Below are 11,675 nucleotides of genomic sequence, written 5' to 3'. Positions count from 1 at the left end.
GGGGCGGGCTCCTTCAGGGATGGAGACGACAGTCACGCGGCGGAGGCGCCGCGGCGGATGTGGTACACGAACACCTCCCCGCGCGTCTCGTGCGCCAGCAGCACGTTGTCGGTCGTGTTGCAGAAATGCTTGAAGTCGATGATCGACGCCGGGTCGGTGGCGTAGACGATCACCTCCTCCCCCTCGGCCAATTTGTCCAGCAGGGCGCGCGTCCGCAGGATGGGCAGCGGGCAATGCAGCCCCTTCACGTCGAGTTCCTTGGCCGCCACGGATGCAACCTCTTCTTCTGCATGGACACCGGACGCCGCGACTGTACCGGGTTCGCGCCGCCGTCTCCACCGTTCTGGACAAAGGGGGCCTTCCGGAGGACCGGGGCACCTTTGCCGGGCTGGAATGTTAGCCAGGGAAACGGATTCGAACGAACAATGCGGGAGCAACGCTTATGGCCGGTCGGCATTTCGACAAGGTGGTGGTCATCACCGGGGCGTCCAGCGGGATCGGCCGGGCGACCGCCCTGGAATTCGCGCGCCACGGCGCCGCGGTGGTCCTCGCGGCGCGGCGCCACGCCGCCCTGCACGAGGTCGCGGAGGACTGCATCGAGGCCGGGGGGCGGGCGATGGTCGTGCCCACCGACGTGCGCGACCAGGAGCAGATGAACCGGCTGGCGGAGCGCGCCATCGAGGTGTTCGGCGGGATCGATGTCTGGGTGAACAACGCCGGCGTGATTGCCTTCGGGCGTTTCGAGGAGACTCCGCAGGACGTCTTCGAGGAGGTCATGCGCACCAACTTCTTCGGCACCGCCAACGGCTGCCGCGCCGTGCTGCCGCATTTCCTGGAGCGGGGGGAAGGCACCGTCATCAACGTCGCCTCGCTGGCCTCCATCGTCGGGCAGCGCTACGCCGCCGCCTATGCCGCCAGCAAGTTTGCCGTGCGCGGCTTCTCCGAAACGCTGCGGCAGGAACTGGTGGAGGACCCTGGCATCCAGGTCTGCACCGTGCTGCCCGGCCCCATCGACACGCCGCTGTGGCAGCATGGCGCGAACTACACCGGGCGCGCCGTCAAGGCGATGACGCCGCTGCGCCCGCCGGAGGAGGTCGCCGAAGCCATTCTGCGCCTGGCCGAGAACCCTCGCCCGGAGCTGTTCGTCGGAGCCGCGGGGCGCTCGGCCGCCCTCCCGCACGCGGTGGCGCCGGCGCTGGCGGACCGCATGCTGGCCCACCGGATGGATCGGGACATGTTCGACAACCGACCGGCCCACGACACCTCCGGCGGCGTTTTGGAGGCCATGCCGGACTATCGCGAAGCCAGCGGCGGCTGGATGGAGCGGGCCGACGCGCAGGCATCCCGAGGCCGGGTGGACGGACGCCGCGGCTTGTGCTGGACCAACGTCGCCCTGTTCCTGCTGCCCATCGGTCTGATGAGCCGTCTGCCCGCCCAGGTCTGGGAGCGGCGGACGTGGGAGAATTCCAGGATCAGGCCGTCAGCATCTTGAGGCCGGACAAGGCGAGGATCGCCGCCAGCAGGTAGCGCAACGTGGCGGTCGGCAGGTGGCGGCTGCCCAGCCAGGCGCCGACCGCGCCGCCCACCCCGGCGGCGGCCAGCCACCAGGGCAGGGCCGCCGGCAGGGTCGTCGCGGTCGTCCAGGTGCCGGCCAGCGCCGCCGCCGAGTTCAGCAGGTTGTAGGCGGCCGAGACGGCGGCGGCGCGGCGCGTCTCGACCCATCCCATGAGCAGGATCAGCGGCGCCAGGAAGATGCCGCCGCCGGTGCCGGTCATCCCGGACAGGAACCCCACGGCGGCCCCGGCGGCGAGCGCCGGCAGGAAGGGCGGCGTGGTGGAGTCCGCCCGTTCGGGTGTTCCGCGGGTCGCCCAGGTGGAACGCGCCAGCTCCAGCGCCGCCAGCAGGAGGATCGCCCCGACCAGCGGGTAATAGAGATGCGGCGGCAGGTGCATCGTTCCGCCGAGGAACGAGAAGGGCATCCCCAGCACGCCGAACGGGTAGAAGGCCCGCCAGGTGAACAGGCCGGCGCGGGCAAAGCGGACGGTGCCGATGCCCGCCACCAGGAGGTTGAGGGCGAGCGCGGTGGGCTTCATCGTCGCCGGGTCGAGCCCGACGATGCCCATGACCGCCAGATAGCCCGAGGCTCCCGCTTGCCCGACCGCCGCGTACAGCGTGGCGACGGCCAGGATCAGCGCCGTCAGTCCGACCGTCTCGTTGACCACCCGCGTTTCCCCTCAAGTCGTACCGGTCGCTTGTAAACCGGGGCGCGTGGGCGGGGCCAGGGAAACGGCGGAGAATTTCCGAACCATGGCGGCGTGGCGCTGTTGGCGGGGGAGGGCACCGACGCCGATCCCCATCCCTTTCACCCTTCGGAGGCATTCCATGCACGCCCGCGAAATGATCAGCACCCACCCCCATGTCCGCGGAAACACCAACAATGCGCTCATCCGCTGCATCGAGGCCTGCTACGACTGCGCGCAGACCTGCACCACCTGTGCCGACGCGTGCCTGGGCGAGCAACAGGTGGCCGAGCTGGTCCAGTGCATCCGTCTGAACATGGACTGCGCCGACGTCTGCACGGCGACCGGCTCCGTCGCCACCCGACGCAGCGGATCCAACGAGGCGGTGATCCGCGCCATGCTCGACGCCTGCGCCACCGCCTGCCGCCTGTGCGCCGAGGAGTGCGAGCGGCACGCCGGCATGCACCAGCATTGCCGCATTTGCGCCGAGGCCTGCCGGACCTGCGAGGACGCCTGCCGCAAGGCTGTGCAAGGCCTCAGCCATTGACGGAGGCGGAGGGTCAGCCGCCGTTGCCGAGGATCACCCTGTCCAGATAGTCGGCCAGCAGCGGGCCGTCCCCCAGCCCGAGCAGCAGCTTAGACGACACGTTGCCGTTCTCCGTCCGCAAGCCGGGAACCGCTGCGTGACGGGCCAGGAAGGCGTCCAGCGCGGCGTTCCAGGCGGCATCGGCGTTGCGGCAGAAGATCTTCGACAGTGAGAAGTGCGGCACCTTGCGGAAGGGAGTGGCGAGGCGCTTTCCCTGGAAGTCCGCCGGAGGGTTGCCGTGGGCGCGGTAACGGGATTCCAGCGTCTTGCGGAAACTCTGGAACGTCGTCCCGCCGCTCTCCATGCCGATGGTGACGACCGGAACGCCGAGCAGGGCCACCGAGTCGGCGATCAGGCGGGCGTTCTCCTCCTGGTCGTGCCGGATGACCTCGGCGAGCGCCGGATCGCCGCGCATCGCGTCATTCAACCCCACCGTGCGCGGCGTGTGGAAGGAACTTTTGTTCAGCACCATCACCTTGCGGCGGAAGGACCCGGCGCCGAAGATGCCGTCGAAGAAGCTGTGCGCCATGGCCCCGGCGCGCCCTTGGACGCAGAGATAGACGGACTGCTCGAATTCCCGGCGCCCGGGATTGTCGCCGACCAGGATCAGTTCCGGCAGGGGTCCGTCCTTGGCAGCGTAGGCGGCGAGGTCGCCGTTGACGACGAACAGCGGCGATGCAGAGTCCCGGAGCGCGCGGACCCGCTCCCCATGCTGGGCGACGCGGGTCCGGAACAGCGTGACCGCATCCGGTCGGTCATCCACGGGCGGGACATCGCCCAGGATGACGGACAGGTGCCGCAGATCGGCCTCATGATCCGATGCCTCATGCTCCGTTGCCGACGCGTCGATCGAGGATACCGCCATTCCCACACCCCTTCTGCAATGCGGCCCCATCTAAGGGACTGGTGATTGTGTTGTCGAGAGGCGTCGATCCGGCTATAGAGTGCGCCAGGGAAGCGACCGGAGCCACGCCGTTTGCGGGTTCGCCAGGAGGTTCGGAAGGAATGAAGCTGTCAGACGTCGATATTCGCCGATACCTCGCCGAGGGACGCATCGAGATCGACCCGTTGCCGGCGGAGAGCCAGATCGGCGCGATGTCGGTTGATCTCCAGCTCGGGAACGCCTTCCAGGTCTTCCCGCCGGGCAAGGCGGCCTTCGTCGACCTCGCTCCGCCCGAGGGTCATCCAAGCCAGGTGCCCGACAAGCTGATGGACCGCGTCGAGGTCCCCGTCGGCGAGCCGTTCTTCCTGCATCCGGGCGAGCTGGTGCTCGGCATCACGGTGCAGCGCATCGGCCTGCCCAACGACATCGCCGGGCGCCTGGACGGGCGCAGCAGCCTCGCCCGCCTCGGTCTGATGGTGCACGCCACAGCGCACACCATCGATCCAGGCTGGAACGGCCGGATCACGCTGGAGTTCTTCAATTGCGGACGGCTGCCGCTGGCGCTGCGGCCGGGCATGCGGATCTGCGCCCTCAGCTTCGAGACGCTGATGTCGCCGACCTCCAAGCCCTACGCCGCGCGCCCCGACGCCAAGTACCGCGACCAGCTCGATCCGCTGCCAAGCCGGATCAACCTGGAACAGCCCTGACGGCAAAAGAGAAAGGCGCCTCACTTCCGAGGCGCCTTTTTCTTTTGGGGCGCTGTATTCTTGAAGGCGCCATTTTTCCGAGGCGCCCGGCGGCGGATCGTGGTGTCGCAGGTGACCGTCCGTCGGGCGTTCAACCTGCTGGAGGAGGAGGGGCCGGTGCAGCGCAAGGCCGATTCCGGCACCCTCGTCCATGACAGTCGCACGGCCCGTCCGGTCGGCGCCGACGTGACGCTGCTCTTCATCGGCCATGTCGCGCTGCCGGAGGCGATCGCCGAATGTCTGGGGCTAAAGCCGGGCGAGCGAGTCCAGCGGCTGCCAAGGCCCGTCCCTGGCTGGTGCCGGGAGCCTGACGGGCACTTCCGGCGCCGCGTCGGATTACGGAGCCGTGTCGCATACCACCCGGTTGCGACCGCCGTTCTTCGCGCGGTACAGCGCCTCGTCCGCCCGGGCGAGCACCGCGCCGACGTCATCCTCACCCGGGCGCAACGCGCTGACGCCAATGCTGACCGTGAAGGTTAGGGTGGCCCCGGCGCCGTTGGCGATCCGCACGTCGGTTTCCGCCAGCGCGCGGCGCAGCCGCTCCGCCAGCATCGCCGCTCCTTGCGGCGGCGTCTCGGGCAGCAGGATGGCGAATTCCTCGCCGCCGAGCCGGCCCAGGACGTCCGCGCCGCGCACCAGCGAACGGCAGACGCGGACCACGGTGCGGATGGCTTCATCCCCGGTGGCGTGACCGTAGGTGTCGTTGACCTTCTTGAAATGGTCGATGTCCAGCATGACCGCCGACAGCGGTTTGCCGTTTCGCTGCGCCCGGGCCACCTCGTCGGCGGCCCGTGCCATGAAGCGTCCGCGGTTCAGTGCTCCGGTCAGCGAATCGGTGGTGGCGAGCCGCTCCAACTGGCGCTGCATATCGACCACACGGGAAGCGGCGAGCAGCCGGGCGCGAAGCCAAGTGAGGTCCAGTGGCTTGCGGAGGAATTCATCGGCTCCGTTCTCCACGACCTCGAAGAACTGGTTGGTGATGCTGCCGGGAATCATCAGCATGAGATAGAGGTGCCGTTCCCGCTGCGCTGCGCGCAGGTGCCAGCAAACCTCCACGCCCTCCATCTCGCCGACGCGGAAATCGACGAGCGCGATGTCGATGGGCTCGTCGCGGCAGCGGACCAACGCTGCCTGGCCGCTTTCGGCAAAGGCCGTCTGATGGCCGAAGCCTTCAAGCTGCTGGCACAGCACCATGCGCGCCATGCGCGAGTCGTCCACCACCAGTATCCGCATGCGGCCTCCACGACCATTGCTCCAGAGAAGCACAAAGCCTTGAAGGAAACATTACAACCGTATGGATTTCCGAAGGAACCCCCGCCGATGACATGAGAGGACTCCCGCTACCTCTGCGGCGCTTTGAACTTGCGTACAAGGGAATTGGCGGATGGGGTGGGATTCGAACCCACGGTGGGGTTGCCCCCACGCCAGTTTTCAAGACTGGAGCCTTAAACCGCTCGGCCACCCATCCAATCAACGCTTTCAAGGATCCAGCCTTGCGCGTCGGGGGACCATCGCTCTCTGGTCCCCGCTCTGATCCCCAAAAACAGAGCCTGATCTCGGCTCTCCGCTTGCTGCGGATCGGAAGCGGGGGGAACATGCCGTGTCCCCGTTCCGGGGTCAACTCGCTTTTGAGCGCCCTTGTGCAGCGAACACCAACGTGAAACGTGAGGGCGTCACATCCGGATCGGGCGGCCCAGTTTCGACAGGCGCTTCGTCGGCTTCGGAGGCGTCGGGGAGTCGGAGAAATCAGGCAGGCTGGAGGCGCGGCTGATGACCTTGCGGATCATGACGCCGGTCGCTTCCAGGTCCTCGATCACCGTGGCCGACACGCGTCCCGCGTAGTGCGGGCGATCGAGCTTGGTGCGCATCTCCTCGATGATCTTCAATTCCGGCTCGAACAGTTCGCGGGCGCCGATGGGAAGCGCCTGATCGTCCCGCATCCGTTCGAAATAATTCCGCGTGGCGCGGGCCAGCAGGCCGGTCAGCAACAGGTCGATCCGCTCGAACTCCGTGCGCAGGTCGGGCAGCTTGGCCGTGTTGACGGTTGTCAGGCGCTCTTCCGTCAGCGCGACGAGCGCGCGCACCTCCTCCACCTTCCGGCGGAAGCCGAGGAAGGAGGAGAAGCGGTCCTTCTCGATATCACGCTGCGCGCGCGCTCCCAGAGCGACCGCTTCGCCGGCCTGCTGCTCGATGGCCGTGAGCAGCTTTTCGATCGCTCTGCGGCCGGTGTCCTGTCCCCTGACCATCGTCGTGCCGCCTCTCCCCGCGGATGGACGCTCGCTCGGTTTCCGAGTCGGTCTTGAGGATGCGTGAAAGAATTTAAGAAATGTCTGACCCGTCGCGCAGGTCGAGCAGGACGGGGGTGTGGTCGGACGCCTTTTCCGCACCACGCGGGCGGCGGTCGATGCGGCACTCCACCAAACGGTCGGCGGCCTGTGGGGACAGCAGGAAGTGATCGATGCGCAACCCCAGGTCCCGCGGCCAGCAGCCGGCCTGATAGTCCCAGAAGGTGTAGGCGTGGTCGTCGTCGTGCAGGGCGCGGTAGGCTTCGGTCAGCCCCAGATTCAGCAGGGCACGGAACTTCGCCCGCGATTCGGGCTGGAACAGGGCGTCGCCGGCGAAGGCCACCGGGTCGAAGACGTCGCGCGGTTCCGGAATGATGTTGTAGTCGCCGCCCAGCACGAAGGGGATCTCCTGCGCCAGCAGAGCGCGGGCATGGGCGTGCAGCCGGTCCATCCAGCGGAGCTTGTAGGCGAACTTCTCCGTCCCGATGGGGTTGCCGTTGGGCAGATAGAGCGAGGCGATGCGCACGCCGGCCACCGTGGCCTCGACATAGCGGGCCTGCTCGTCCTCCGGCTCGCCGGGCAGGCGGGTCAGCACATCCTCGTGCGGCGCCTTGGAGAGGAACGCCACGCCGTTGTAGGACTTCTGCCCCACCGGCGTGACGTGATAGCCCAACTCCTCGAAGGCGGCGCGGGGGAAGGCCGCGGTCTCGCACTTGATTTCCTGCAGAAGCGCGACGTCCGGGGACTCCGCGCGCAGCCAGTCGGTGATCAGCGGAAGGCGGGCCTTCGCCGAATTGACGTTCCAGGTGGCGATCTTCACGTCGTGTTCTTCTTGTTCGGCAAAGGCCAGGGGAGATAAGGAACCGTCAGGCGGCGAAGGAATTGCCGCAGCCGCAGGAGGCCGTGGCGTTCGGATTCTTGATCTGGAAGGCGGCGCCCATCAGGTCCTCGACGTAGTCGAGGGTGGAGCCGGCCAGCAGGTCCAGCGAGACGTCGTCGGTGACGACCTTCACGCCGTTCTTCTCGAACACATGGTCGTCCTCGTTCGCCGTGGCGTCGAAGGCGAAGCCGTACTGGAAGCCGGAGCAGCCGCCGCCCGACACGGTCAGGCGCAGCATCAGGGCCGGGTCGCCCTCGTGCTCGATCAGGAAGGCGACGCGCTTGGCGGCGCTGTCGGACACGGTGAGAACGCGCGCACCCTCTTGCGCGGTCGCGGGAAGGGCGGTGTCGGGCATGGGACGGACCTCGGTGTTTCGCGGGTGTTTCGCGGGACAGACGACACGATGACGAATGTAAGGGTGCGTCCGCCTTTCGTCAAAGGCATGTCCGGCGAACTCATGCCTGACCTGCGGTTTGCCTGCGCGCGGCTGCCGGATGTCTCGGCGGGTCTCCGCCTTCGCCGTTGCGCAGCGCGGTTTGCGCCGGTAGTGTCCGCGCTATGACGGCGGACTTCTCCCAGGATCGCCCGGCGCCCCATGGCTGCGACCCCGCACAGACGCGCGGCCGGCTGTTCCCGGAGCCGGAAAGCCCGACGCGCTCGTGCTACCAGCGCGACCGCGACCGCATCGTGCATTCCGGTGCCTTCCGCAAGTTGAAATACAAGACGCAGGTCTTCGTCTATCACGAGGGCGACTATTTCCGCACCCGCCTGACCCACAGCCTGGAGGTGGCGCAGATCGCCCGCTCGATCAGCCGCGCCCTGGGTCTGAACGAGGATCTGGCGGAGGCGGTGGCGCTCGCCCACGATCTCGGCCACACCCCCTTCGGCCATGCCGGCGAGGACGCGCTGAACGCCTGCATGGCGCTTTACGGCGGCTTCGCCCACAACGACCAGACGCTGCGCATCCTGACGATGCTGGAGCGGCGCTACGCCGACTTCGACGGGCTGAACCTGACCTGGGAAGCGCTGGAGGGCGTGGTCAAGCACAACGGCCCGCTGCTGCCTCTCCGTGACGGTGAAAAGCTGCCGACGACGCTGGCCGCCTTCCAGGAACGCTGGGACCTGGAGCTTCACACCAACCCGGGCGCCGAGGCGCAGGTGGCGGCGCTGGCCGACGACATCGCCTACAACAACCACGACATCGACGACGGGCTGCGCGCCGGCCTGTTCACCGTGGATGAGGTGGCGGAGCTGCCGCTGGTCGGCCCGGTGGTGCGGCAGGTCTGCGACCGCTATCCGGGACTGGAGCGCTCCCGCCTGATCCACGAGACGATCCGGCGGATGATCAACAACATGATCGTCGACCTGCTGGCCGAGACGCGGGAGCGGCTGGACCGCCACCGCCCCGGCAGCGCCGCCGAGCTGCGCGCCCTGCCGGAACCGGTGGTCAGCTTCTCCCCCGCGATGGTCGAGGCGCAGCGGCCCTTGCGCGCCTTCCTGAAACAGCGCATGTACCGCCACTACCGGGTGAACCGGGAAATGAGCAAGTGCAAGCGGGTGGTCACCGCCCTGTTCGACCTGTTCATGGCGGAGCCGAACACCCTGCCGACCCAGTGGCAGGAGGATGTTGCAAAGCAGGGAGGGCAGGGGGACCGGACGGTGCCGGCGCGGCTGGTCGCCGACTATATTGCCGGGATGACCGACCGCTACGCGCTCGCCGAATACGCCCGCCTGTTCGACATGGACGCCAAGACCTAACCGGCCCAGACCTAAAGCAAGAATTGAAACGATGAACATCTTCAAGGTCTTCGAAAACGACATCCGCAAGCTGCTGGACGAGCTGGCCGCCGAAGGCCAGATCCCGGCGGGGCTCGACACCGCGCGCCTGACGGTGGAGCCGCCGCGCGAGGCGGCGCACGGCGACCTGTCGACCAACGCGGCGATGATCCTGGCCAAGCCGGCGGGCAAGCCGCCCCGCGCGCTGGCCGAGCTGCTGGTGGCGAAGCTGAAGACCCGCCCCGACGTGGCGAGCGCCGAGATCGCCGGTCCGGGCTTCGTGAATCTGCGTCTGTCCGCCGACGTCTGGCGCGACCGCATCCGCGACGTGCTGACCGCCGGCACCGCCTATGGCGAGAGCACGCTGGGCGGCCAGCGTCCGGTGAACGTCGAGTATGTGTCGGCCAACCCCACCGGCCCGCTGCACGCCGCCCATGGCCGCGGCGCCGTCTTCGGCGACGCGCTGGCTGCGCTGCTGGAGAAGGCCGGTTATGCCGTCAGCCGCGAGTATTACATCAACGACGCCGGCGCCCAGGTCGATGTGCTGGGCCGCTCCACCTTCCTGCGCTACCGCGAGGCGCTGGGCGAGGACATCGGCGAGATCCCGGCGGGCCTCTATCCCGGCGAGTATCTGAAGGAGGTCGGGCAGGCCCTGGCCGAACGCGACGGCAACAGGTGGGTCGGCGCGGACGAGGCCGACTGGCTGCCAGCCTGCCGCGACTTCGCCATCGCCACGATCATGGAATGGATCAAGGAGGACCTTGGCGTCCTCGGCGTCCGCATGGACGTCTACAGCTCCGAGCGCGCGCTGGTGAAGGCCGGGGCGGTGGACACGGCGCTGAAGGCCCTGGAGGACCGTGGCCTGATCTATGTCGGCGTGCTGGAGCCGCCGAAGGGCAAGAAGCCCGACGATTGGGAGCCGCGCCCGCAGACCCTGTTCAAGTCCACCGACTTCGGCGACGACGTCGACCGCCCGCTGAAGAAGTCGGACGGGTCCTTCACCTACTTCTCCAACGACATCGCCTATCACTACGACAAGCACCGCCGCGGCTTCGACCTTCAGATCGACGTGTGGGGCGCCGACCACGGCGGCTACGTCAAGCGCATGCAGGCGGCGACGACGGCGATCACCGAAGGCAAGGCGTCGCTGGACGTGAAGCTGTGCCAGCTCGTCCATCTGATGAAGAACGGCGAGCCGGTGAAGATGTCCAAGCGCGCCGGCACCTTCGTGACGCTGCGTGACGTGATCGAGGAGGTCGGCCGCGACGTCGTCCGCTTCATCATGCTGACCCGCCGCAACGACCAGACGCTGGATTTCGACTTCGCCAAGGTCGTCGAGCAGTCGAAGGACAACCCGGTCTTCTACGTGCAGTACGCCCACGCCCGCTGCCGCTCGGTCCTGCGCCACGCCGCGACGGCGCTGCCGGGGGCCGACCTGTCGCTGGCGGCGCTGGCCGCAAAGGCCAACCTCGCCCGCCTGGACAGCGAGGAGGAGATGGCGCTGGCCAAGCGCATGGCGACCTGGCCGCGTCTGGTCGAGTCCGCCGCGGAGGCGCACGAGCCGCACCGCGTGGCCTTCTACCTCTACGACCTCGCCAGCGACTTCCACGCGCTGTGGAACAAGGGCCGCGACGACACCAGCCTGCGCTTCCTGATCGACGGTGACGAGGAGGTGACGGTGGCCCGTCTGGCGCTGATCAGCGCGGTCGCCACGGTGATCGCCTCCGGCCTCGCTGTGATGGGCGTGGAGCCGGTGGAGGAATTGCGGTCATGAGGTATGAGGGCGATGTCAACCACGCCAGCGATCCCTACGGCACGCCGCCGCAGCGGGGGGGTCGGCGCGGTCTGCTCGGCCTCGGTCTGGCGGTGGTCGGCATCGTGGCCTTCGCCGGCGCGATCGTCGTGGTCTATGGTGGCAAGGGGCAGAGCACGCCGGACGGCGGCCCGCCGCTGCTGATGGCCGACAGCGCGCCGACCAAGGCCCGCCCGGAGCAGCCCGGCGGCATGGAAGTGCCGCATCAGGACAAGCTGGTCTACGAGCGGTTGAACGATCGCGGGTCGAAGTCGCAGATCGAACGCCTGCTGCCGCCGCCGGAAGAACCGTTGCCGCGGCCGGTCGTGGCCCCCCAGGTGCCGCCGTCGCCAACCCTGCCGGAGGCGCCTGCGGTGGCCCAGCTTCCGCCGCCCCCGCCGGGCTCCACCACCACGGTGCCGCGCCAGGACGGGGAGGCGGCTCCGCCGCCCCGTCCTGGCGCGGCACCGTGGTGGTGGAGCCCGGC

12 protein-coding genes, 1 tRNA gene and 1 pseudogene are annotated in these 11,675 nt (G+C 68.4%); 6 read left to right on the top strand and 8 right to left on the bottom strand.

Translation table 11 applies throughout. The annotated features are described in order from the left end of the window. Positions 1-32: 32 nt before the first annotated feature. Complete coding sequence (locus GBZ26_RS30890; protein ID WP_109070434.1) at positions 33-269, bottom strand: sulfurtransferase TusA family protein; 237 nt, start codon at positions 267-269, stop codon at positions 33-35. 173 nt (positions 270-442) lie between these two features. Between GBZ26_RS30890 and GBZ26_RS20405 the strand changes: the two genes are divergently transcribed. Then, a complete protein-coding gene (locus GBZ26_RS20405) occupies positions 443-1,492 on the top strand; it encodes an SDR family oxidoreductase (protein WP_174440411.1) in 1,050 nt (349 codons plus the stop codon). Here the strand turns inward: GBZ26_RS20405 and GBZ26_RS20400 are convergent. Continuing rightward, positions 1,473-2,222: a TSUP family transporter gene (locus GBZ26_RS20400; protein WP_174440410.1), complete on the bottom strand. Its 750-nt coding sequence runs from the start codon at positions 2,220-2,222 to the stop codon at positions 1,473-1,475. The genes GBZ26_RS20405 and GBZ26_RS20400 overlap by 20 nt on opposite strands. Positions 2,223-2,382: 160 nt before the next feature. Here GBZ26_RS20400 and GBZ26_RS20395 point away from each other — a divergent pair, with 160 nt between their 5' ends. Next, a complete protein-coding gene (locus tag GBZ26_RS20395; RefSeq protein ID WP_174440409.1) occupies positions 2,383-2,787 on the top strand; it encodes a four-helix bundle copper-binding protein in 405 nt (134 codons plus the stop codon). Between the two features lie 13 nt (positions 2,788-2,800). Here GBZ26_RS20395 and GBZ26_RS20390 read toward each other — a convergent pair whose 3' ends face one another. Beyond that, positions 2,801-3,691 carry a hypothetical protein gene (locus tag GBZ26_RS20390; protein WP_174440408.1) on the bottom strand — a complete coding sequence of 297 codons (891 nt, stop codon included), beginning with the start codon at positions 3,689-3,691 and terminating at the stop codon, positions 2,801-2,803. Positions 3,692-3,831: 140 nt separating this feature from the next. Here GBZ26_RS20390 and dcd point away from each other — a divergent pair, with 140 nt between their 5' ends. After that, positions 3,832-4,416: a dCTP deaminase gene (gene dcd, locus GBZ26_RS20385; RefSeq protein WP_014197327.1), complete on the top strand. Its 585-nt coding sequence runs from the start codon at positions 3,832-3,834 to the stop codon at positions 4,414-4,416. A 375-nt stretch (positions 4,417-4,791) separates the two neighbouring features. Here dcd and GBZ26_RS20380 read toward each other — a convergent pair whose 3' ends face one another. From GBZ26_RS20380 to erpA, 5 genes are all read right to left on the bottom strand, one after another. Next, the gene (locus GBZ26_RS20380) at positions 4,792-5,688 is read right to left on the bottom strand and encodes a diguanylate cyclase (RefSeq protein WP_174440407.1); all 897 of its coding nucleotides are present in this window, start codon (positions 5,686-5,688) and stop codon (positions 4,792-4,794) included. A gap of 145 nt (positions 5,689-5,833) precedes the next feature. Then, positions 5,834-5,923: transfer RNA gene (locus GBZ26_RS20375), tRNA-Ser, on the bottom strand. Between the two features lie 205 nt (positions 5,924-6,128). After that, the gene (locus GBZ26_RS20370) at positions 6,129-6,701 is read right to left on the bottom strand and encodes a hypothetical protein (RefSeq protein ID WP_174440406.1); all 573 of its coding nucleotides are present in this window, start codon (positions 6,699-6,701) and stop codon (positions 6,129-6,131) included. 73 nt (positions 6,702-6,774) lie between these two features. After that, positions 6,775-7,560 (bottom strand): exodeoxyribonuclease III, encoded by a 786-nt coding sequence (locus GBZ26_RS20365; protein WP_174440405.1) that lies wholly within the window; start codon positions 7,558-7,560, stop codon positions 6,775-6,777. A gap of 46 nt (positions 7,561-7,606) precedes the next feature. Next, positions 7,607-7,975 (bottom strand): iron-sulfur cluster insertion protein ErpA, encoded by a 369-nt coding sequence (gene erpA / locus GBZ26_RS20360; RefSeq protein ID WP_040134010.1) that lies wholly within the window; start codon positions 7,973-7,975, stop codon positions 7,607-7,609. 203 nt (positions 7,976-8,178) lie between these two features. Between erpA and GBZ26_RS20355 the strand changes: the two genes are divergently transcribed. The 3 genes and pseudogenes from GBZ26_RS20355 to GBZ26_RS20345 all read left to right on the top strand — a co-directional run. Further along, a complete protein-coding gene (locus GBZ26_RS20355; protein WP_174440404.1) occupies positions 8,179-9,378 on the top strand; it encodes a deoxyguanosinetriphosphate triphosphohydrolase in 1,200 nt (399 codons plus the stop codon). 31 nt (positions 9,379-9,409) lie between these two features. After that, on the top strand, positions 9,410-11,170 hold the full coding sequence (gene argS / locus GBZ26_RS20350) for an arginine--tRNA ligase (protein WP_174440403.1): 1,761 nt from the start codon (positions 9,410-9,412) through the stop codon (positions 11,168-11,170). Then, positions 11,167-11,675: pseudogene (locus tag GBZ26_RS20345) on the top strand (SPOR domain-containing protein); the annotation flags it as partial. The gene argS and the pseudogene GBZ26_RS20345, both read left to right, overlap by 4 nt.

The organism is Azospirillum formosense (assembly GCF_013340925.1).
GTDB lineage: Bacteria > Pseudomonadota > Alphaproteobacteria > Azospirillales > Azospirillaceae > Azospirillum > Azospirillum formosense.
The sequence above is the reverse complement of the archived record's forward strand: the minus strand, read 5'-3'. Positions and strand labels throughout refer to the sequence as shown.

Bases quoted from the DNA above. Each gene is read 5' to 3' on its own strand.
- GBZ26_RS20395 (WP_174440409.1), top strand. From the start codon at position 2,383: ATGCACGCCCGCGAAATGATCAGCACCCACCCCCATGTCCGCGGAAAC.
- dcd (WP_014197327.1), top strand. From the start codon at position 3,832: ATGAAGCTGTCAGACGTCGATATTCGCCGATACCTCGCCGAGGGACGC.
- erpA (WP_040134010.1), bottom strand. From the start codon at position 7,975: ATGCCCGACACCGCCCTTCCCGCGACCGCGCAAGAGGGTGCGCGCGTT.
- GBZ26_RS20405 (WP_174440411.1), top strand. From the start codon at position 443: ATGGCCGGTCGGCATTTCGACAAGGTGGTGGTCATCACCGGGGCGTCC.
- GBZ26_RS20390 (WP_174440408.1), bottom strand. From the start codon at position 3,691: ATGGCGGTATCCTCGATCGACGCGTCGGCAACGGAGCATGAGGCATCG.
- argS (WP_174440403.1), top strand. From the start codon at position 9,410: ATGAACATCTTCAAGGTCTTCGAAAACGACATCCGCAAGCTGCTGGAC.
- GBZ26_RS20380 (WP_174440407.1), bottom strand. From the start codon at position 5,688: ATGCGGATACTGGTGGTGGACGACTCGCGCATGGCGCGCATGGTGCTG.
- GBZ26_RS20355 (WP_174440404.1), top strand. From the start codon at position 8,179: ATGACGGCGGACTTCTCCCAGGATCGCCCGGCGCCCCATGGCTGCGAC.
- GBZ26_RS20370 (WP_174440406.1), bottom strand. From the start codon at position 6,701: ATGGTCAGGGGACAGGACACCGGCCGCAGAGCGATCGAAAAGCTGCTC.